The sequence below is a fragment of the Neobacillus sp. SRL179 genome (genome assembly GCF_984799095.1).
Map to the genome: position 1 here is coordinate 2,104,106 of NZ_OZ481792.1, position 20,416 is coordinate 2,124,521.

Genomic DNA, 20,416 nt, shown 5'->3' on the forward strand with positions numbered 1-20,416 from the left:
AACTTGTAAGGTTTTTAAGGATTTGTTTTTGCTTCTGGCACTCGAAGCAGGAGAATTCCGCCGATGATAAATAAGACAATTAAACTAAATACGCCCATATTGGTGTTACCGGTGATTTGAGCAGTGATCCCCACAAGGAATGGTCCTAAAATCGCTGCAAATTTATAAAAAATACTATAGAAGCCAAAAAATTCGTTGGCACTTTCTTTTGGGACAAGTTTTGCAAAGTAAGATCGGCTTAATGCTTGAATGCCGCCTTGAGAGGAGGCTACCAGCATGGCTAGGATCCAGAAATCGATGGTGGTTTTTAAGAAATAGGCATACGAACAAATGACGATATAGATCAAAATCCCGACAAGCAGCATGGTTTTGCCCCTATATTTATCAGCCAGTTTGCCATAAAGAATCGCAAACGGAGCAGCTACCACTTGTGTGGCAAATAAGATGATTAATAGATTAGTAGAAGAAATGCCTAAATCAGACCCATAGGCAGTTGACATGGTAATAATGGTATTAACACCATCAATGTAAAAGAAATAAGCTAGTAAAAATAAAAATAACGGCCGGTACAGTTTAATTTTTTTAAACGTTTCAAAGAGCTGTTTAAACCCATTGATGATCGGGTTAGGGACACGTTCTTTATAATACACTTGCTTGACATGTTTTAACATCGGAATGGTAAACAAGCCCCACCATAAAGCGGTAATGGCAAACGCCACTTGACTAGCGGCTGCCACAGACAGCGGAAGGATTTGTTGCTGTGATAACAGAATCAGTGCAATCCCAAGAATAAACGGAATGGTGCTTCCAATATACCCCATCGCATATCCCTTTGAAGAAATTTGATTCATCCGTTCTTCCGTTGTCACATCGACTAGAAAAGCATCATAAAAAATATTGGTTCCTCCAAAACCGATGACTGTCACCATATAACAAATTAATAAAATCAGCCATTGAGAAGAGGGCACCACTGCAAGCAATAAAGTAAAAATGATTCCCAGTCCAAAGAAAAAAGTAAAAAAGCGTTTTTTAAATCCCTTGAAATCTGCGATACTCCCTAAAATGGGGGCACACAAGGAAATTAATAAGGTAGCTGCTGAATTCGCATAGCCCCAATAGGCCGTCGATGTGGAACCGGCAAGTCCCGCTTCATTCGCTGCCGCTTTAAAATATAATGGGAAAACAGCAGTGGTAATCAGGATCGAATAGGCAGAGTTTGCCCAGTCATAAAATACCCAGCTTTTCTCTTGCTTTGACATCCGACTCATTTATTTCCCCCCTTGTTTTTATAAAAATAAAAGTCCTTGAAATCATTTTTATCTTAAACGGTTGCTTCAATTGATGATGTCAACATTTCGTCAATTACCCGTCCATCGGTAGTTCCTAAACTGACACCAAGAAGCCTGGCAAAAGTTGGGCCTTCATCAATAAGTCGGATAGAAGGCAGGATAATGGGCTGGATTCCTTTTCCTGCTGCCATGAAAATGGTCCCATAGTTTTCTTTTTCCGGTGAATAGCCATGACAGGCTAAGGTATACTTTTTATCTGCTGCGGCGACCTCCTTTGTAATCGATTTAATCACATCTCCTTGAAAATCTTCTAAAAAATAAAACCCACGGCTTGCTTCCAGCATAAAGGCACAATTCCCGTCGGCCCCTTTTTTAGCTGCTTGTTCACTGCTAAGAACCTGTTCAATCCCAGATTCAGGGTCCGCAAGTAAGGAATCAAGTAGGTTTTTTACCTCATGAAATGTTGCTGTGTCATGAATATCTTTCATATAAATATATGCTGAACCATCACAACTTTTACAATAGGCCTTCCAATTTATGAATTTTCCTTTTGCGTTCGCCGTAATCAAATTTTGCTTATGTAATAGTACATTGATGTTTACTGCTTTGTTTTCATCTAGTGCACTATGATCCCCTAATGCTACAACAGTAGAGTTTTCATAGATACCACTTTCCTGAAGAGCCTCCAAAATACGGCCAAGTCGATCGTTATGTCGGTGAATAGCAGCCAATGCTTCAGGGGAAGAAAAACCATGGTCGTGCCGCTGGGTATCTAAATCGGTAAAGTGCACCAATAACAGGTTAGGCTTTTTAGTTTTGATCGTATCAACGGTCGATTCTAAGACAAAATCATCTAATTCCGGCTGGCTTAGGCCTTTGCGAATATGACCGTAGCGTTTATTCAAATCCCATTGATAGCTGGGTGTCCCGCTCATTAGCGAAACTAGAATCTGGTTATGCCAGGGGCGATTAGCAAAAATTTCCGGCATATTATAGTCTAACCCTTCAGCTTTTGCGGTGACAGGCCATAACAGGGCTGCTGTTGTCATATCTGCCTTTTTTACTTCATCATATAATGTCGTCCCTTTGATGCAATACCGGTACCAATTCCAATCGGGAGAAGGTCTGCCAGGCTGCAGGAGCGTATTATTAATAACACCATGCCGATTAGGGTAATTACCTGTTACGATGGTGGCATGACATGGATAGGTAACAGAAGGATAGATGGTTTCGACATTTTTTACAAAGGCACCGTTTTTTAATAGGGTCTGAAAATGGGGTAGGTCCTTTAGAATTGGGTAGTCTAAGGCAGAAAGACAATCAAATGAAATAATAATTAAATGATCCGTTAAACGATTCATGAACAACCTCCAGGTTAAAAGTGCTGGTTATTGTCATTGTACTATAGGATGAAAAAAAAGGAAGAATTGTTACAGAATTTTTACAAAATTCTTGGGAATTTGACGAAAAACGAGGAATATTATTTTTTTAAAATAAGAGTACCTAGTATAATAGAATTAGCAATTTTTGGATTTATATGAGGGCTTTACGAATTAACAGGTGCTTCTTTTTCGGGCTCTATAGATCTGTTGGTATGAAAAGGAGTTGGGAATTGTGCCAAGTTTCCAAAGTTATTTTTTTGAAAAAGCAATTAAATTATCTGTAAAGAGAGCCATTAAGAAAGGGGTTTCGAGAAAAGGAATTGATGAGCGTCGGCAAATGCTGGATACCGCTGCCAGGAGGGTCGTTAAGCTTTCCAAAGATTGTCAAGTAGTACCTTTTGAAATTGGAGGAATTTATACGGAATGGCTTTCTTTCGCCCGTGGCTTGGACGATAAGGTGATTCTTTATTTACATGGGGGAGGATATGCACTTTGTTCAGCCAATACCCATCGTCCCTTGGCAGCAAGAATTGCAAAAGCAGCGGGTGTCAAAGTACTTTTTCCTGAATATCGCCTGGCACCAGAACATCCCTTTCCAGCTGCCATCGATGATGCTGTGTCGGTATATCGCTGGCTGTTGAGTCAAGGGTATCAACCAGACAATATTATTTTCGCAGGTGATTCGGCAGGAGGAGGCCTAAGTCTTGCCACAGCCCTTGTATTAAGGGATCAAAATGAGCCTTTGCCAGCTGCACTTGTGTGTTTATCACCTTGGGTCGATTTAACCAGCAGCGGGGATAGCTACCGGAAAAATACTGATTTAGATCCTTATTTGAATCCGAAAGCTGTAAGAGATGCTGCTCGCATGTATGCAGGCATAGAGACACTTAACCACCCGCTCATTTCGCCAGTTTACGCTGATTTGACAGGGTTGCCGCCCTTAATGATCCAAGTAGGGAATCATGAGATTTTACAAAGTGATGCAGAATTACTTGCGGCAAGAGCACGCAGTGCAGGCGTGGACGTCTCGTTAAAAGTTTGGAATGGGATGTGGCACGTTTGGCAAATTAGCGGCGATTTGCTGCCTGAAGCAAGAAGAGCTATAAATGAGATTGGCAAATTTGTAAGGATGAACTTTAAAAAGTGATGGCCGACACTTAACCTTCACTTTAATAGTTGATTGGTAATATGATTCGCTTTAATCGTGAGAAGCCCGAGATTATTATTCGTTTCAACGATGGAATCATCCGCAACGTATTGGTAGCGGAGTTGGTCACTCCATATATAGGGTTTGCTATCTTTCAAACTTTCAACATGGGTAATCGTATAAGAGGGATCACAGACCCGAAGTATATCTTGGCCTTTTCTGCTTAAAGAGTTGTTATCGATGACCTTCTTCATTAATAAGCCCCAAACACCGGAAAAACTCATATTTTTTAGTGGGCTGCTAGTATATTGCTGAATGGATAGCTGTTTGCTATTGGCCAATGTGACGGTGGATTTCACCGCTGATGCAAAGTGGACGTCTCCTGATAAGATGATGCAGGGTAACGGATTCCAGGCAGCTACTTGATTAAGTAATTCAGTAAAGCCCTTGCCGTTATACTTCCATGCCTCGAAGTCAAAAGAAGTGTTCACTTTAACGCTTAATTGTCTTAGGGGATAGACAAAATCTTGTAAAAAGGATTCGATCAATCCCATTCCATAAACGGGAGTAGCCGAGATCACCATTAAGGGGCTGCCGCTTTTCCAACCGCTAGCTTTAAGTTTGTTCGTGACAACGTTCCAACCTGTTGTATTGATTAGCTGCGGTACTTCCTCTCTGTTATTCAATAGCTGCCGTAAATTGATTTGTTTTGACTTTATGTCAAATTCTCGTTGCGTCCGAGTGTCTAGAAAAACAGCCTGTGGCTGTGTAGGGGCAATAAAAGGCCAAGATGTAAACTCCCACAAGGCTTTTTCCCACTTTTCGTGCGTCTTAGAATGGAAGATTCCATACTTTAATAGTTTAAAGTACGAATTCATATTTTTAATAAAAGTGTGATCAAAGGCATCTGGATCGTTGCCCCAGCCTTGAAACAGCCAATAAGAGGCAAGGCCATTTGCGACGATATGCCTGCCTAATGGAGCGTTTTCGACATTTTTGCGCCAAGTGGCTGAGATATTCCAATCATCGGTAATATCGTGGTCATCAAAGATCATATAGGTTGGAATATTGGCAAGCAGCCTCCTGACATGGGAAACTGAAGTACGAAAAGTGGTAATCGCTTTATGTTCTTCACTATCGTGATGACTATTTTGCCGCTTTATGCTCATTGTCTCATCTGGAAAAGGCGATGGATGAGGATTTTCTTGATCGATAGGGACATCTTTTGCTAGTTGAGATGGTGCTGTCAACCAAAGCTCTGGACTCCACGATAACAAATACATGGATGCAAATTCGCCCAGCTCCATTAAGTGATTCTCTGGATGGGAGGTGGTAAACTGCGCCAACTGTTCGATAATGTGCTGTCTGCCATTGATCTGATAAAGGGATGAGGAGTAGGAATCTTGTTCAAGGCGTCTATCAATTTGATAGAGCGGCTCTTTTTGACCGATTAATCTTTGACTAAGCATGGAGATCGTGCTGATCATAGAGGAGGCAACATCATCTGCATATATTTGGTCGCCAAATAGGAATAAGGAATCTGGACGATCATCGAGCCTGTGATAATTGTTTTCTAGTAATGTGTCAGCGCGAGCAAGCGTATCCTCGCCTTCGCCATGTAGTTTTCGACAGGAACCATAAAAGAGCTGGCTAGTACTTTTCTCACTTTTGATCTGAAAGGTTGGATAGTGAAGTTTACCGTAGACAATTGATAGAGGATTTTGAGGAGTGAGGTAGCCTAGACTGTTAAAATCTTCATGCATAAAGTTTTTTCGAAAGTGCAAGTTATACCCGATTAAGGTATCAGTGGGAAATTGTCCATTTACGGGGGTAACCTTAACTAAATGGACGAATAGCCGTTTTCCCACTCTAATCGTTTTCGGTTCACAATGCGTTTCCATCTCTTCGTAATCAAACGCTATTTCATGGTTAATGTTATGTTCGGAAATCTTATAAAACTCTGCATCAATCACGCATTGCCTGCTTGTAGCCATCCAAAGATAAGCCCGCGAAGGTTCAACCCTCCGAACCATCGGCCCCGCTAAGACTAAAGGAAACGTTAATCTACCCATATTCCCACCCCACTAACTAATTACTGATCAGTCTATTCTAAAACCTGGGTGCCTGACACCGTATTTACTACATGGATGGTGCAAATGGTGTCAGGCACCAATGGCGGTTGTAATAATATTGCCAATATTATTACAACCGTTTGTGGCTAAAGGCGATATAATGGAAGGGAGGATTAATATCCCAGCATGTCCATATGTTGATACATCTCTCGTGTTTTAGGTAAATGAAGGAGGGGTCAATAGAATGAAAAGTTTAATTGTTTATTGTTCATCCCATGGTACTACAGAAAAGGTAGTAGGATTAATTTCCGAGCACTTGGCTGGAGAGGTTCTATCTGTAGATTTGCAAAGGGAAAAGACTATTTTTGACCTCAAAGATTTTGATGCTGTCATTATAGGAGGTTCCATTCACGCTGGACACATTCAAAGAAGGATTAAAAACTTTATGAAACATCATCATGATGAATTATTGGAAAAGGAATTAGGATTATTTCTTGTTTGTATGCGAGAGGGCGAGATTGCGATTGAGCAATTTAACAATGCCTTTCCACAGGATTTGCGAAAGAATTCTGTTGCTCTCGGCCTATTTGGCGGGGAATTTTTAGTGTCGAAGATGAACTTCTTTGAAAGACAAGTAGTAAAGAAAGTAGACGGGATTATTTCGGATCAAACCAAATTGGATCACGAAGCCATCATGGAATTTGTTACAAAATTTAATAATCTAATAATGTTAGTTTAAAAAGGTAAAATGGAGAAATTACGCAAAATCACCATATTAACTACCGTCATTTGTAAATATGTAACGCTCCTGGCTTATCAGGAGCGTATTTATTTACCTGTCAGAAGAAAATGCACGCTTTATTCGACAATATTGGTTATTAATTATAAAATTTGTCGAATTAGTCCATAATGGAATAGTCTTAACTTCAACAATGAAAGAGGATTTACATGAAGATTTGGTTTAATCGATGGTTTACAACTGTTTCGCATTATATAGATATGATTCGGGACAATGAAGATCAGCGGAAATTTATTATTTATGGAACACATCCCAATAAAGATGCACTTTATTTACAAAATTGTGATTACGCCTTCGTGGAGCCTGACATATCGGGTACTGCTTATCTATCATTTTGTCTAGAGTTTTGCAAAAAACATGGAATAAATATTTTCATTCCGAGAAAAGAAAATGTTTTAATTTCTAGACATTTGGCGGATTTCGAAGAAGCAGGTGTTAAAGTGTTAGTCTGCCCGGATGCTGCTCTTATGGAGACCTTGGACAATAAAGCAGCTGCCTATCAAATCCTATCTAGCAGGACTCCGATTTTCTCAATCCCAGACTATTCGATTGTAAGCAATATCGCAGGTTTTAAAAGAGCCTATAAAAGTCTAAAAGAAAAAGGTCACGAGGTTTGCTTTAAACCCGTCATTGGGGAAGGGGCAAATGGTTTTCGAGTAATCAAAGACAAGATTGAGTCGATTGACCAATTATTCCAACAGGGGATTGGATATCGAATTCCGTATAAGTATGCTTGTGATATTTTAAGTCAGCAGGAAACATTTCCTGATTTAATGGTCCTCGAGTTTTTAGAGGGACGGGAATATAGTATTGACTGCGTTGCCTCACATGATCATTTATACGCTGCGATTCCGCGAATGAAAGGGGATGGGCGTGTAAGAGAGCTGGTGGAAAGTACGGAGCTGATCAACCTAGCGCACGAGTTCCATCGGGTCTTTAAATTACCTTATGTATTTAATATCCAAGTGAAGTATAGCAAAGGGGTCCCCAAATTACTTGAAATAAATCCACGTATGAGCGGGGGTATGCATATCAGCTGTCTTTCCGGGATTAATCTGCCCTATTTGGCGATTAAGATTTTATTAGGGGAAAAGATTGAGATGGTAAGACCTCAGTTTGGAATACGGGCCAGCCATATTGAAAAAGAAATGATTTTGAAATATGGGGATATAAGTTAGGTTTTTTTCTAAAGAAAAAGAGCAGGTTTTTAACTGAAACCTGCTCTTTTAAGTCATTTTTAGTTATTTATAAAACACTTTGTCAGTATTGTATTTCGCATGAAGCGTGTTGATGATATAGGTTTCATAGATTTCTCTTTCCATTGGTTCTTCCACAACGATCACCGCTATCTTGTAAACTTCATCACGGTGATTTTTGATCGGTGACACGGTATCTTCGAAATGTCGTTTCACACGTGGTCTTAATTTCCTTGCTTTACCAACAAAAAGCAATTCATCATTGGCGTTAAAGAATAAAATCATCCCGCCTTTATCGCGTGGAATTTTATTGTAATCGGTGAAGCCATATTCACTGCTAAGTGGTGCCTCGACTTTCTCGCCTACTTGTCTACTTTTTGTAATCACAATATCTGGATTAGGAATTTCAATTTTTATCATATAAAGACTCGCTCCCTGCTTAAAAATAACCGGCTATTCAAGTTAGCCAACAGCTCATTATAGCATAACCTGCCAATTTAGGTTTTACTTTCTTAATTTAACCATTTTTCTCATTTCAAAACCATCATTAGAATTGGTTCATGAATGATCGAACGGCGATTGTGGAAATAATGGTAGAAAAACAGGACTAATTTGGGTAAACTAAAGGTAAGTATTGGTATTATTTAATACCTTTGATGTCTTCCTTGAAAGTTTTTAAAGGTATTAACTTTCTAGTTACATTAGAAAGTGACATAAAAAATGTTGAAAGGGTGTTAGTATGGCAATTTCATTATCCAAAGGTCAAAAGGTCGACTTAACAAAAACAAATCCAGGTTTAACCAAGGTTGTGGTAGGGCTTGGCTGGGATACAAATCGCTATGATGGCGGGAAAGATTTCGATTTAGATGCAAGTATATTCCTATTAAACGCTAATGGTAAGTGTGGTTCTGAAGCAGATTTTGTTTTCTACAACCAGCTTGAAGGTGGGAATGGTTCTGTAGTACATACAGGTGATAATCGTACTGGTGAAGGAGACGGAGACGATGAGCAAGTAAAAGTCGACTTAGCTGCTGTTCCAGCTGGAGTAGAGAGAATTTCATTTGTCATCACGATTCATGATGCAGAAGCCCGCGGTCAAAACTTCGGACAAGTTTCCAACGCTTTCTGCCGGGTGGTTAATGAAGAAACAAATCAAGAAATCATTCGCTATGATTTAGGAGAGGATTTCTCGATTGAAACAGCGATCATTGTTGGTGAATTATACCGTCACAACGGCGAATGGAAGTTCTCAGCAGTCGGTTCCGGCTATCAAGGCGGACTTGCCCGTATTGCAACAGACTTTGGCTTAAACGTTGGATGAATAAGAAAAGCGAATGCGCCCTGGTCAGCCGCTAGGGCGCTGGAGCTGGACAATTCTCAAAGTCAAAAGTTATAAACTTTTATATAATGAAAAAGGACAAGAAGGTGTCATCTGATTCCTTCTTGTCCTTTTTGTTTACCTATAATTTTCCCTTGGGGAGTTCTCAATGCTTATATGACACTGCTTTTGGTTGATACTGCATCCACTGCATCCGTATCATTCACAGCGGAGATTGGAATGTTGATTAACGTCAAATCGCCATTTTCTTCACCAAATCCATAGTTCCGCTTTTCCGTGACTAATGTGTCCACTTGAAAGAATGGACCAATCGTTACAGAAGACTCATGTTCGAGTACATTAATTTTTAGTCCTAGAAAGTTAACAACCATCGGTGCGAAATTCAAAAGATTCACTTCCTTTCTACTGTTGGAGTTGTCGATTCAAAGGCTGTTAAGGAATCCATTACATCCCGATCATCCACTGCACTTCGAGTTGCAACAAAGTCACTATTGTCCCCGAAGTTTTGCCCGTACCCTTGATTTTTCTTATCCGAGTTGTGCCAATCTGCTAACAAATTTTGTCCAATATTTACAGCCGAAGCATTTTCAAAGGAATTTATCTTCAATAAGAAAATATTAATATTAACATAAGGTATTGGTGCAGGCATGAATAGTCCCCCTTGGTTTTGTTTTTAAATATATGACTCACCGGACTAGAATATGATGGAAACGAGGTGGAACAAATGAATGAAGAAAAGCTTAAGCATTTAATGGAGCTGGCTTCAAATATATACGGTACTGATTTTTGGAAGGATATTTTTGAGCAGAATATGATGGGTTCCTATATGGCAAATGGACAGCAGCAAAAGCTGAATAATCAAAATGATACAATGGCTAGTCGGCCAAATCCGCCTGTTGATTCGTCAAGTAAAACGATAGGTTCACCCCAACCTCCCAATCCTTCAAATGATTCATCGGGAGGCCAGAGGTTTCCGCTCGTGGATATGGTAAAGAAAGACGGCATGATAATAATCCTGATAGATCTTCCAGGTGTAAATAAAGAGGATGTACAATTAATGGTCAATCAAAATTATTTAATTGTTAAGGGGGTTTCGAAACTTCGCTTGAATGACGGTGATGCAGACGTGATCCTTTATGAGCGAAAGCATGGGGTGTTTGACCGTCATATTCTCCTGCCAGTACCGACCGATGGGAGTAATATCAATGCGAAATTCCATAACGGTATCCTCGAAGTCAGCTACCCGATCCCTGAGCAGGCAGCGGGTGAAGTAATCCCGATAGAGTAGCTACTTTGTCCGTTTGAAGGTGACACTATCCAGTACATCGCTGTCATCGACATAACAGATGGGGATTTGGAATTCACCCCCATCAGCATTATGTTCTCCGAAACCTTCGTTCCTACTTGTACTAACATTCCGATTCAGAAGGACATTTGAACCTGTTGAGAAGTTGCTGTTGTTTCCGAAGGTATTAATTTTAATATCATGTAAGTTTACTTTTGATGGTAAAAAGAACATGAATGACTCCTCCTTATGGTTGAAATGCTGGGGCAAAACATGGACATGTTCTGGCAAGTAGGGCATATACTGTGTGAAAGAAGACTGTCCACTAACGGGCGTCAAAAGTGGGGACTTGTATGCTATTAAAAAAACTATTCTTTTCCTCTAATAAAGATGACAAATATAATAAAATAGAACAAAAGCTGCAGCTTTTAGAGTTAGAAATTGAAAGGTTGCACCTGTTAGAAAAGAAATGGGAGAAGCAACAAGAAGAAAATATTCAACCGCCTATAGTAATTGAAAAGGTACATGTTGATAAAATCATATTCGATAAATTTGAATTAAATAATAACTTCGGACAACTCGGTATTAAAGAATTAAAAGGAAAGTTGAATATAGGAGCCACATACGGAAGTGATTTTTTGGGAGCGGGTGATCGCAAGGGGACTGAAGTAACTGAAGAAAAAGCAAAACAGAATCGTAAAAGTGAAAAATCCCCTCAAGCAGATGGCCCAAAAATCAATATTAAGCCAAAAAGTGAGTAAATAGCTCTTTTTCAAAATAATCAAAAGTGAGGGGTCCAAGTAATTAACCAGTAAGGGTCACTTACTTTCTTCCTTCCTAGTTGAATATAAAGGGATTTGTTGGTATGGTTACAATATGATTTCTAGGAAATTGAGGGAGAATATAGATGAAGTTTTTAGTTAAGACCCAGATTTTTGCCGTTTTATTGGCAATATTTTGGGTGATTTATTTAAATGTGTTAGCCTTTTTTGACCAGCCGGGACGCGCACTTCAGTACATAAATTGGTTTGTTTATGGATTAGCGATTGTATTAGCCATTTTTTACTTTTTGATGACTAAGGTTTTAATTGGACGGAACTGGATGGCTGTTCCATTGATAGTGATTCCATATTTCCTTCTATACAAACCACTCGCTCAGCAAATTCTCCTAAGTGTAACCAATGCAAGGTATGGAATGACACTGAAATTTTTTGCACTGTCCACTGGGACAACCTATCTGCTCGCCATCATTTTCGGATTAGGGTTGGGTATATTATTCACCAGACCACAATTTAAGAGATAAAAGCGGAAGCGCCCTGGTCAGCGGCGTATGGCCTCCTCGAAAAAGCTAACGCTTTTTCTTCGTGCGATGCCTATGCTGACGAAGCCTTCCCTGTGGAGCGCTCCAACTGAGATAAGGTGAAACTTCAATCAGCGAACGTACTTCTCGCTGATTGTTAGTTGAACCGATCGGGTTCTTACGGGCAGTTGAGAATCTACTGCCCGTTAAACGCGATAAAGGAAACACGAAGAGCCGGAGGCGATTCGCTGTTGACTTATCGTAGGGAGGAGAGCGAAGGACACTAGCCGCTAGGGCGCTGGAGCTGGACATTTCTCAAAATTAAAACTAAAATCTTATATTACAAAAAGGATAACTCCCAACATGTAAGTGGGAGGTTATCCTTTTTTCGCTTAATTGGGGTATATCCACGTTTGGAGTGTATTTATTTGGTGAGTTCCACACTAAAAATTCATGAATTCTTTGTATTTAGCTCTAGTTTCACAGAATTTTCCTTTTTTAAAATTTTTACTTCTTTTTTTCTGATAATTTCATTTTTATAATAAGAGTAAGAATGAAAATAAAGGGAGTGATTAGTGTGGACACAAATATAAAGAACTCGAGAGTGATTAAAAATTATAAGGGAACGGACTTACATGCAAAGGGCTGGATTCAAGAGGCAGCCTTACGAATGCTGATGAACAATCTTGATCCTGAGGTTGCCGAGCGCCCTGAGGATTTAGTGGTTTATGGCGGGATCGGCAAGGCGGCCCGGAACTGGGAATCGTATGATGCAATCGTAAAAACGCTGTTAGAATTAGAAAATGACGAAACTTTGTTGATTCAATCAGGAAAACCTGTTGCCGTTTGGAAATCACATAGGGATGCTCCCCGCGTTTTACTAGCAAATTCCAACCTTGTTCCAGCTTGGGCAAATTGGGATCATTTCAATGAGCTTGATCGTAAAGGCTTAATGATGTATGGACAAATGACAGCGGGAAGCTGGATTTATATTGGCAGTCAAGGTATTGTGCAGGGAACGTACGAAACGTTTGCTGAATTAGCACGTCAGGCCTATGGGGGAACATTAAAACATACCATTACCCTTACAGCAGGTCTGGGTGGAATGGGTGGTGCCCAGCCACTTGCTGTAACCATGAACGAGGGTGTTTGTTTAGCCATTGACGTCGATGAGTCAAGAGTCGACCGCCGGATTGAAACAGCATACCTGGATGTGAAAACCAAGGACCTTGATGAGGCATTACAATGGGCACAGGAAGCAAAGAGGGCGGGGAAGGCAATATCGATTGGCTTAATAGGAAATGCAGCGGAAATTTTACCATTAATGATTGAAAAAGGCTTTAACCCAGATGTATTAACGGATCAAACATCGGCACACGATCCGTTAAATGGATATGTGCCAGTTGGTAAATCATTAGAACAAGCAGCAGAATTACGGAAAGCAGATCCCAGACGGTATGTACAACTATCCAAGCAAAGCGTGGCTGCACATGTAAAAGCCATGTTAATCATGCAGGAGAAGGGAGCGGTTACGTTTGATTATGGGAACAACATTCGTCAGGTTGCTAAGGATGAGGGAGTAGAAAATGCTTTTGATTTTCCTGGCTTTGTTCCAGCCTATATTCGTCCGCTTTTTTGCGAAGGGAAAGGGCCATTCCGCTGGGCCGCATTGTCCGGCGATCCTGAAGATATTCGAAAAATTGATGACGTCTTATTACGTGAGTTTAAAGAGGATGACCACTTGTGCAAATGGGTAAAGATGGCACAGCAAAAAATCAGTTTTCAAGGCCTGCCATCTCGGATATGCTGGCTGGGTTACGGCGACCGTGCCCGCTTTGGCAAGCTCATTAATGATATGGTCGCAAGAGGAGAAGTTTCCGCACCGATTGTGATAGGCCGCGACCATTTAGATGCAGGTTCGGTCGCATCACCCAATCGGGAAACGGAAGGAATGAAGGATGGCAGCGATGCTGTGTCTGACTGGCCCATTTTAAATGCCTTAATCAATGCTGTTGGCGGTGCCAGCTGGGTTTCGGTTCATCATGGCGGCGGTGTAGGGATGGGCTATTCTCAGCATGCTGGCATGGTCATTGTAGCAGATGGAACCAAGGATGCGGAAGTACGGTTAGAGCGCGTGTTAACGACGGACCCAGGTATGGGAGTCGTTCGCCATGCCGATGCAGGCTATGAGCTGGCGATTAAAACCGCAAAAGAAAAGGGCATCCACATGCCCATGCTCCCGCAAGACTAATTTTTAAAAAAGGGGTTCTGAATTGGATGAGTAATGCACTATTTATTAGAAATGCAGCACAACTTGTAACCTTACAGGGGAGTTCCAATGCTCCGCTGGTAAAAGAAGCCATGTCTGAGCTAAACATCATTGCAAACGGCAGCGTATGGATAGAGGACGGTACAATTCAAGCAGTGGGTACGGACAAAGAACTGCAAGAAAAATATACTGGCCGTCTTGATAAGGCGGTAGTGGTGGATGCAACCGGCAAGGTAGTTACCCCAGGATTAGTCGATCCTCATACACATTTGGTTTTTGCCGGCAGCAGGGAGAATGAATTTAACATGCGTCTTGAGGGTGCATCGTATATGGACATCATGAATGCGGGCGGGGGAATTCATGCAACGACAAGACGAACGAGAGATGCGTCCCATGAACAACTTTTTCAGGAAAGTTATGATCGTTTGAATCAATTTTTAAAGCATGGTGTGACGACTGTTGAAGCAAAAAGCGGTTACGGGATGGAATGGGAAACCGAGCGGAAGCAGTTAGAAGTGGTTAAGCAGTTAAATGATAAGCATGTGATTGATGTTGTGCCAACTTTCATGGGTGCTCATGCGGTACCAAAAGAATATAAAAATGCCCCGGATGATTTTGTGAGAGTAGTCATAAATGAAATGATTCCAAAGGTGGCAGAGCTAGGGCTGGCCGAATTTAATGATGTGTTTTGTGAGCATGGTGTATTTACTCCGGAGCAATCTAGGAAAATATTAGAGGCGGGAAAGCAGTATGGTTTACTAGCAAAAATTCACGCTGATGAGATTGAACCGTATCAAGGGGCGGAGCTCGCAGCTGAAGTGGGCGCGATTTCAGCAGACCACTTATTAAAAGCGTCAGAGAAGGGGATACAGGCCATGGCTGAAAAAGGAGTGGTAGGCGTTTTACTGCCAGGCACGGCCTATTTTTTAATGGCGGAGTCAGCGAATGGCAGAAAGATGGTGGATTTAGGCGTGCCAGTGGCACTGTCTACGGATTGTAATCCTGGATCATCGCCAACTGTATCCCTCCCCTTTATTATGAATTTAGGCTGTTTGAAAATGGGGCTTACACCGGCGGAAGTGATAGCAGCAGCAACCATTAACGCGGCACATGCGATAAATCGGGGTGGAGAGATTGGTAGTTTAGAAGTAGGTAAGAAAGCCGACGTGACTATTTTTAATGTAGATAATTATATGAAACTACAATATTTGTATGGAGTGAATCATACTGATACGGTTATTAAAAATGGCCGGATTGTCGTTAAGGGAGGTCAATTAGTTGAAGAGCTTTCTTTACCCTAAATTGAACCCGCCAAGTTTTACATGGAATCGACCGGAAATGAATGAGGCTGTGACGAAGGTTCATGAATGGATTCAGCCACTAACAGCTGTAACTGAAACGAATAGTAAGAAGAATATCGATTTTGTTGTCGTCGGGGTTCCGTTATCTCGTTCTTCGATAAGTGCCTCTGGTGCATCTGAATTTCCTGATGCCTTCCGACGTGCTTGGAAAGGATTTACTACCTATAATGTGGAAGAGGATGTGGATTTGTCGGAATTGGCCGCCGTGGATGCAGGGGATGTGCCCATGCATGTGACCGATATCAGTCGCAGTCATAACAATATTGTCGAGGCAGCAGCTACCATTCACCGGAATTTTCCAACATCTACTGTGACCGCTATTGGCGGAGATCATTCCATTACGGCGATGATGGTGAAGGGATTGCATTGGTCAAAACCGAAGGACAGAATCGGTATCTTGCAATTTGATACTCATTTTGATTTACGAGACCTAAAGGAACATGGCCCAACAAATGGAACACCAATGCGAAACTTAATTGAAAGCGGTGTGGTCGAAGGCTCAAACATCTACAATATTGGATTACACGGTTTTTTTAATACGAAAGACTTAAAGCAATACGCTGATGAAAAGGGTGTCCATTATATAACCTTAAAGAATGCTAGAAAAAAAGGAATAGAGGACACTGTGCTGGAATGTTTACATTCATTGGCAGCACAAGTGGATATCATTTATTTAACCGTTGATATGGATGTTATAGATATAGCATATGGTCCAGGAGTGCCGGTGTCTACACCAGGAGGAATGACCACGGCAGAACTGCTGGAAGGCGTTCTAACCGCAGCTAAGCATCCAAAAGTTAAAGCCATGGACATCGTCTGTCTCGATCCCCTCAAAGACACACACGTACAGCCCACCGTCAAACTTGGAACACACATATTTTTAACCTTTCTAACAGGGGTAATGTTGAGATAGGTGTCAGGCACCACAAAGGAATGAGCAACGAAACTATTATCGTAGCTCATTCCTTTTCTTTTTTGTATTCAAATAATTAGGAGTAAACGGTAATGATGACGTCATTAGGTGTCCAATATTAATTTTTATGGACGTGTGCCTTTACATTTTTCATTCCATTTGAATTTACTATACAAGGCAGAGTTTGGAGCTTAGGAATGATTCAAATGAATTCTTAAAATACAATTTGACTAGACAAGCTGCAAAGGGTGGCAAACGGGATGGACTCACTGGTCGGGTATGAAAGCAAACCACTTCAATCGGCTGAATTAGTTATTATTCTAGAAGAGGAGGAAAAATATGGATATTCACCAATTAGATAACTGGATAAAAGATATAAAGGTTTGGAATGTTGTTAATGCAGACGTGGAAGTAGAAAATCGTTCTCCATTATCCATGTTAGGAAAAGGGAGACAAGGTGCGGTTTTTCAAGTTTCAGACGATATTTGTGTAAAAGTATTTGGTAATAAAGAGGATTGTGAACGAGAACATTATGCCTTATCGCTAGGACAGCATACGAATCTGTTCCCACGGATCCATGCAAAAGGTTCCCTCTATATTGCGATGGATTTAATCAAAGGGGTCGACCTTCGTGAATACTTACAATCACAGCCATTAACTCGGGAATTATCTTTCAAATTAATTGAAATGCTTATCACTTTTAAAACGATTGGTTTTGAGCGAATTGACCATCATAAAAGGCAAATTTTTATACAGCCCGATGGAAATCTGAAAGTCATTGACGTGGCGAGAACTATTTGGCGTGATCGCGTGTACCCGTATCCCCGAAAATTATTGACGTCTTTAGGCGAAGAAAATAAGGAAATCTTTTTATCACATGTGCAGGAAATGGCTCCTGAACTTTATGAAGAGTGGCTGCACTACATCAGAATGGAAGAACTCTCCCAACAAATTACGCAAACCCTTCTACCGCAAGAACAAGATAAAGAAGGATTGAGAGATTTATGCAAAAGATTGTTAACAACTGCAGATGAGCAAAAATATGTTGCTTCACTACAAGGTTTAGTTCATAAGGTGTTTAAGGAAGAATGGGTGAAAACGATGCTTGCCCGAGGCGTGGATCCGGACGAAGTGATGGAAAAGATTGATGAGTACTGGGATTCTCGTGAGCTGCAACAAGATAGGAATCCAGATTCTCACTCAGGTCAAAGATTCGCTGGTGAAAGCATTCATCGGGATAAACATAAAGGGGAACATGATCGGCACCATAAACATGATAGGGACCGTCATCATCAAAAGAAACGATTTGAAGGTGAACCTGAACACCGAGATCGAAACCGGAATTACAGTAATGCACCAGGTTTAAAAAGAAAACTTAAATTTTAATAGACATTCTGCAGCTAATACTATTCACACACAAATAGAGGAGGACCCAAATAATAAAATAAGGAGTAGGCTGAATGAAAGTTTTAGTAATCTGGCGGCTTCTCACCGTAGGAGGGGTTAATGCCGGTTGGCGAAACCGCTCGATTTATTTTAAACAGCATGGAATTGATACCGAATTTTTGTATACGACAGACCACGGCGGGCTCCATATCATGCAGGATATAGCTCCCGTTTATTTGACGAAGGATGAAAAGGAAATCATAAAAATTATTAGAAAAAATTCCTATGATGCAATCATTGTAGTGGATACAAAAGCCGCATATAAATGGATTAGGAAAGCTAAATACAAAGGTCCCGTCATTATAGAGGCACGAACTCCGGAAATGATTAAACTTATGCCACACTTAAAATCCTTTAAAGGGATCGAGCCGAAATGTATCATCGTCCCCTCCAACTACCAAAAAAGGTTAGTGTCTATTCTTACAAATGATATTCCCATCCATGTTATCTATAATGGCGTTGATACTACCTTTTTTCAGGCTTTACCTGAAGAGGAAGTCGATTACAACAGTGACCCCATCCTCCCAACCAGTAAAAAGATTATTGGATGGATTGGCAGATTGGACAAACGTAAGAACTGGCCAATGCTAATGGAGGCAGCAAAAAAGATTAAAAGTGAACGGGACGATTTGGAAATATGGGTGATCGGGGGAGCTCAAAGTGTGCAGCGGGAAGAATTTAAAGCAGTTTGGGAAGAGGAGGGGTTAACTGATATCATCAAGTGGTTTCCTGTCATACCTTACCAACAAATGCCACATGTGTATGCGAAAATTCGGCAATCAGGTGGCTGCACACTTGCCACAACTAAATCAGAATCGTTTGGAAATACCTTTATTGAATCAATGATTTGTGGGGTTCCCGTGGTAGCTTCGAGGATGATGCCAGTCACTGAGTTGGTTGTGGAAGGCGAGACAGGTCTACTTTTTCGCGGGCAAAATGTCGATGATGCAGTCAATCAAATTTATGGTGTCGTGGACGATCCAATTCGACATCAAAAAATGTCAGAAGCAGCGATAACGCGAGTTAAAGAAAATTTTTCCATTGAGGAAGTAGCTGGCCAATATATCCCTTTATTAAAAAAAATCGTTCAAGAAAGTCAAGTTAATGAGGGTGAGGTGGAACTTTCATGATCGCTCCAGTAGCTTTTGTTAAGTCGCTGGAAGGGAAATCCAACGCCAAGTTAATCACTTTTAGTGATGGTCATGATTATGTTGTGAAGTTTTTTCAGCCTGGATTTGAAAAGACCCTGCCGAATGAATGGATTGGATATTGTTTAGCCCGTTTTTTGGGACTACCAGTTCCATTTGCAAGAATAGTAGAAATCCCAAAAGAATTTTGTTCACAAGTACCTGAACTTGCCGGAGTGCATCATACTCAATATCAATTCGCCATATTGTATGTTTCCGATTGCCTCAATGCCCATCAGGTTACTGATATCCCAGCGATTAATAATGACGATGCACTAGCTGGAATTATTTTACTAGATTACTGGTTGTGTAATGGTGATCGTACCCGCAAAAACATTCTCCTCAAACAAATAGCCAATGGGGATTATCAATTATGGATGATTGACCAGGCAGAAATTTTTGGAACTTATAATTGGCTCCATGAAGATTTGGAAAATTTACCTGTAGAAGTGTTAAAAAGTGCTACCCATAAATTAATGGCACAGTTTATTAAAAATGAAAATTGTTTTAATGAATATCTTGACATCATTCAAACGATGCCCATTCTTTTAATGGAAGAAATCGTAACGCTGATTCCAGACGACTGGTTAGTTTCAAAGGAAGAAAAAAAGGCAATTGTCAGTGCACTCGTGAACAGACGAAAAAAAATACTTCCAGAGCTAATGGATCTGTTTTTAAAAAAGGTCTATCAGCCACTACATGCTAAAGAGGTTTAACTCCCTGGACCATCGGACAGGGAGTTTTGTTTTAATAGATACCTTCATGAAATAAAGGGGGAAATATGTGTGAATATTCCTTGGGAAAGCGCATAAACAGACAATTCTCGCGTTATTGTGCCATAAACAGAAGAATTCCGCTGGCAAAGAGAATGGGCTATAATAGATCATACATATAGATGGGACCATGAATGTTATAATCTAAAAAGACATTAAGCAAAGGGGGAAAAATCAGTAATGAACAAACCCGTTATTGTATATAGTACAAACGATTGCATTGAATGCACCATGGTTAAAAAGGTTTTAACAGAAGAAGGGATTGACTTTGAGGTTAGAAATATTGCGGCCAACCCTGAATATCAAAAGGAAGTTGAAAAATACGGTTTTCTTGGCGTTCCCGTAACGGTTGTGGAAAATCGAGCGGTGAAGGGCTTTACAAATGAGCTGAAAGAGCTAATGGAAATAGCCAAAAGTAAGGATTAGTAGGGTTTGTTTGCGGCAGGAAAGCGAATATCTGTACAATAGCCCTTTTGCATTTTTCAAACAATTATCTTTACATCGGAAATCATTAGCGTTATTATGAACGTAATTTAATATGTGATGTATCTACTAGGGGTGCCCTGTGATCAGGCTGAGAGAAAACGGTAAAGTTTTTAACCCTTCGGACCTGATCTGGGTAATACCAGCGTAGGAAAGTAGTCGAGTGAAATGTTAT

Annotated in this window: 21 protein-coding genes and 1 riboswitch; of the genes, 14 read left to right on the forward strand and 7 right to left on the reverse strand. The window is 40.6% G+C overall.

The window, feature by feature from the left end; all coding sequences use genetic code 11:
* Nucleotides 1–14: 14 nt before the first annotated feature.
* Complete coding sequence (locus AC4E8C_RS10390) at nt 15–1,268, reverse strand: MFS transporter (RefSeq protein ID WP_490212029.1); 1,254 nt, start codon at nt 1,266–1,268, stop codon at nt 15–17.
* Nucleotides 1,269–1,321: 53 nt separating this feature from the next.
* Nucleotides 1,322–2,650, reverse strand: a complete 1,329-nt coding sequence (locus AC4E8C_RS10395; RefSeq protein ID WP_490212030.1) for an alkaline phosphatase family protein — start codon at nt 2,648–2,650, stop codon at nt 1,322–1,324.
* Nucleotides 2,651–2,903: 253 nt separating this feature from the next.
* Here AC4E8C_RS10395 and AC4E8C_RS10400 point away from each other — a divergent pair, with 253 nt between their 5' ends.
* A complete protein-coding gene (locus tag AC4E8C_RS10400; protein WP_490212031.1) occupies nt 2,904–3,818 on the forward strand; it encodes an alpha/beta hydrolase in 915 nt (304 codons plus the stop codon).
* A 17-nt stretch (nt 3,819–3,835) separates the two neighbouring features.
* On the opposite strand, the gene AC4E8C_RS10405 is transcribed toward AC4E8C_RS10400, so the two are convergent.
* A complete protein-coding gene (locus AC4E8C_RS10405; RefSeq protein WP_490212032.1) occupies nt 3,836–5,890 on the reverse strand; it encodes a metallophosphoesterase family protein in 2,055 nt (684 codons plus the stop codon).
* A 244-nt stretch (nt 5,891–6,134) separates the two neighbouring features.
* Between AC4E8C_RS10405 and AC4E8C_RS10410 the strand changes: the two genes are divergently transcribed.
* Complete coding sequence (locus AC4E8C_RS10410) at nt 6,135–6,629, forward strand: flavodoxin domain-containing protein (RefSeq protein ID WP_490212033.1); 495 nt, start codon at nt 6,135–6,137, stop codon at nt 6,627–6,629.
* A 209-nt stretch (nt 6,630–6,838) separates the two neighbouring features.
* Complete coding sequence (locus AC4E8C_RS10415; RefSeq protein WP_490212034.1) at nt 6,839–7,867, forward strand: ATP-grasp domain-containing protein; 1,029 nt, start codon at nt 6,839–6,841, stop codon at nt 7,865–7,867.
* A 63-nt stretch (nt 7,868–7,930) separates the two neighbouring features.
* Here the strand turns inward: AC4E8C_RS10415 and AC4E8C_RS10420 are convergent, their stop codons facing one another.
* The gene (locus tag AC4E8C_RS10420; RefSeq protein ID WP_490212035.1) at nt 7,931–8,305 is read right to left on the reverse strand and encodes a nucleotide excision repair endonuclease; all 375 of its coding nucleotides are present in this window, start codon (nt 8,303–8,305) and stop codon (nt 7,931–7,933) included.
* A gap of 319 nt (nt 8,306–8,624) precedes the next feature.
* On the opposite strand from AC4E8C_RS10420, the gene AC4E8C_RS10425 reads away from it, so the two are divergent.
* Nucleotides 8,625–9,206 (forward strand): TerD family protein, encoded by a 582-nt coding sequence (locus tag AC4E8C_RS10425; protein ID WP_490212036.1) that lies wholly within the window; start codon nt 8,625–8,627, stop codon nt 9,204–9,206.
* A 170-nt stretch (nt 9,207–9,376) separates the two neighbouring features.
* On the opposite strand, the gene AC4E8C_RS10430 is transcribed toward AC4E8C_RS10425, so the two are convergent.
* Entirely contained in the window at nt 9,377–9,610 is a 234-nt protein-coding gene (locus AC4E8C_RS10430; RefSeq protein ID WP_490212037.1) for a hypothetical protein, read from the reverse strand.
* A 5-nt stretch (nt 9,611–9,615) separates the two neighbouring features.
* Entirely contained in the window at nt 9,616–9,873 is a 258-nt protein-coding gene (locus AC4E8C_RS10435) for a hypothetical protein (protein ID WP_490212038.1), read from the reverse strand.
* Between the two features lie 75 nt (nt 9,874–9,948).
* Between AC4E8C_RS10435 and AC4E8C_RS10440 the strand changes: the two genes are divergently transcribed.
* Nucleotides 9,949–10,512: an Hsp20/alpha crystallin family protein gene (locus tag AC4E8C_RS10440; RefSeq protein WP_490212039.1), complete on the forward strand. Its 564-nt coding sequence runs from the start codon at nt 9,949–9,951 to the stop codon at nt 10,510–10,512.
* Here AC4E8C_RS10440 and AC4E8C_RS10445 read toward each other — a convergent pair whose 3' ends face one another.
* A complete protein-coding gene (locus AC4E8C_RS10445) occupies nt 10,513–10,743 on the reverse strand; it encodes a hypothetical protein (RefSeq protein ID WP_490212040.1) in 231 nt (76 codons plus the stop codon).
* Nucleotides 10,744–10,862: 119 nt separating this feature from the next.
* Here AC4E8C_RS10445 and AC4E8C_RS10450 point away from each other — a divergent pair, with 119 nt between their 5' ends.
* From AC4E8C_RS10450 to AC4E8C_RS10490, 9 genes are all read left to right on the forward strand, one after another.
* Entirely contained in the window at nt 10,863–11,270 is a 408-nt protein-coding gene (locus AC4E8C_RS10450) for a hypothetical protein (protein ID WP_490212041.1), read from the forward strand.
* Nucleotides 11,271–11,416: 146 nt separating this feature from the next.
* On the forward strand, nt 11,417–11,812 hold the full coding sequence (locus AC4E8C_RS10455) for a hypothetical protein (protein WP_490212042.1): 396 nt from the start codon (nt 11,417–11,419) through the stop codon (nt 11,810–11,812).
* Between the two features lie 550 nt (nt 11,813–12,362).
* Nucleotides 12,363–14,060, forward strand: coding sequence for a urocanate hydratase (hutU, locus tag AC4E8C_RS10460; protein ID WP_490212043.1), 1,698 nt, complete (start codon nt 12,363–12,365; stop codon nt 14,058–14,060).
* A gap of 26 nt (nt 14,061–14,086) precedes the next feature.
* Nucleotides 14,087–15,379, forward strand: coding sequence for an imidazolonepropionase (gene hutI, locus AC4E8C_RS10465; protein ID WP_490212044.1), 1,293 nt, complete (start codon nt 14,087–14,089; stop codon nt 15,377–15,379).
* Complete coding sequence (locus AC4E8C_RS10470; protein WP_490212045.1) at nt 15,357–16,352, forward strand: agmatinase family protein; 996 nt, start codon at nt 15,357–15,359, stop codon at nt 16,350–16,352. The genes hutI and AC4E8C_RS10470 overlap by 23 nt, the downstream gene beginning before the upstream one ends.
* Before the next feature lie 339 nt (nt 16,353–16,691).
* Nucleotides 16,692–17,738, forward strand: a complete 1,047-nt coding sequence (locus AC4E8C_RS10475) for a hypothetical protein (RefSeq protein ID WP_490212046.1) — start codon at nt 16,692–16,694, stop codon at nt 17,736–17,738.
* Nucleotides 17,739–17,812: 74 nt separating this feature from the next.
* Nucleotides 17,813–18,928, forward strand: a complete 1,116-nt coding sequence (locus tag AC4E8C_RS10480) for a glycosyltransferase family 4 protein (RefSeq protein ID WP_490212047.1) — start codon at nt 17,813–17,815, stop codon at nt 18,926–18,928.
* Complete coding sequence (locus AC4E8C_RS10485; RefSeq protein ID WP_490212048.1) at nt 18,925–19,701, forward strand: HipA family kinase; 777 nt, start codon at nt 18,925–18,927, stop codon at nt 19,699–19,701. The genes AC4E8C_RS10480 and AC4E8C_RS10485 overlap by 4 nt, the downstream gene beginning before the upstream one ends.
* Before the next feature lie 237 nt (nt 19,702–19,938).
* A complete protein-coding gene (locus tag AC4E8C_RS10490) occupies nt 19,939–20,184 on the forward strand; it encodes a glutaredoxin family protein (RefSeq protein WP_490212049.1) in 246 nt (81 codons plus the stop codon).
* Between the two features lie 118 nt (nt 20,185–20,302).
* A riboswitch (TPP riboswitch) is annotated at nt 20,303–20,412 on the forward strand.
* Nucleotides 20,413–20,416 lie beyond the last annotated feature (4 nt).

Excerpts from the sequence above, each read along its gene's own strand:
- AC4E8C_RS10410 (WP_490212033.1), top strand. The coding sequence starts at position 6,135 with ATGAAAAGTTTAATTGTTTATTGTTCATCCCATGGTACTACAGAAAAG.
- hutI (WP_490212044.1), top strand. The coding sequence starts at position 14,087 with ATGAGTAATGCACTATTTATTAGAAATGCAGCACAACTTGTAACCTTA.
- AC4E8C_RS10490 (WP_490212049.1), top strand. The coding sequence starts at position 19,939 with ATGAACAAACCCGTTATTGTATATAGTACAAACGATTGCATTGAATGC.
- AC4E8C_RS10405 (WP_490212032.1), bottom strand. The coding sequence starts at position 5,890 with ATGGGTAGATTAACGTTTCCTTTAGTCTTAGCGGGGCCGATGGTTCGG.
- AC4E8C_RS10395 (WP_490212030.1), bottom strand. The coding sequence starts at position 2,650 with ATGAATCGTTTAACGGATCATTTAATTATTATTTCATTTGATTGTCTT.
- AC4E8C_RS10425 (WP_490212036.1), top strand. The coding sequence starts at position 8,625 with ATGGCAATTTCATTATCCAAAGGTCAAAAGGTCGACTTAACAAAAACA.
- AC4E8C_RS10435 (WP_490212038.1), bottom strand. The coding sequence starts at position 9,873 with ATGCCTGCACCAATACCTTATGTTAATATTAATATTTTCTTATTGAAG.
- AC4E8C_RS10445 (WP_490212040.1), bottom strand. The coding sequence starts at position 10,743 with ATGTTCTTTTTACCATCAAAAGTAAACTTACATGATATTAAAATTAAT.
- AC4E8C_RS10475 (WP_490212046.1), top strand. The coding sequence starts at position 16,692 with ATGGATATTCACCAATTAGATAACTGGATAAAAGATATAAAGGTTTGG.
- AC4E8C_RS10480 (WP_490212047.1), top strand. The coding sequence starts at position 17,813 with ATGAAAGTTTTAGTAATCTGGCGGCTTCTCACCGTAGGAGGGGTTAAT.
- AC4E8C_RS10420 (WP_490212035.1), bottom strand. The coding sequence starts at position 8,305 with ATGATAAAAATTGAAATTCCTAATCCAGATATTGTGATTACAAAAAGT.
- AC4E8C_RS10485 (WP_490212048.1), top strand. The coding sequence starts at position 18,925 with ATGATCGCTCCAGTAGCTTTTGTTAAGTCGCTGGAAGGGAAATCCAAC.
- AC4E8C_RS10450 (WP_490212041.1), top strand. The coding sequence starts at position 10,863 with ATGCTATTAAAAAAACTATTCTTTTCCTCTAATAAAGATGACAAATAT.
- AC4E8C_RS10390 (WP_490212029.1), bottom strand. The coding sequence starts at position 1,268 with ATGAGTCGGATGTCAAAGCAAGAGAAAAGCTGGGTATTTTATGACTGG.
- AC4E8C_RS10455 (WP_490212042.1), top strand. The coding sequence starts at position 11,417 with ATGAAGTTTTTAGTTAAGACCCAGATTTTTGCCGTTTTATTGGCAATA.
- AC4E8C_RS10415 (WP_490212034.1), top strand. The coding sequence starts at position 6,839 with ATGAAGATTTGGTTTAATCGATGGTTTACAACTGTTTCGCATTATATA.
- hutU (WP_490212043.1), top strand. The coding sequence starts at position 12,363 with ATGAAAATAAAGGGAGTGATTAGTGTGGACACAAATATAAAGAACTCG.
- AC4E8C_RS10440 (WP_490212039.1), top strand. The coding sequence starts at position 9,949 with ATGAATGAAGAAAAGCTTAAGCATTTAATGGAGCTGGCTTCAAATATA.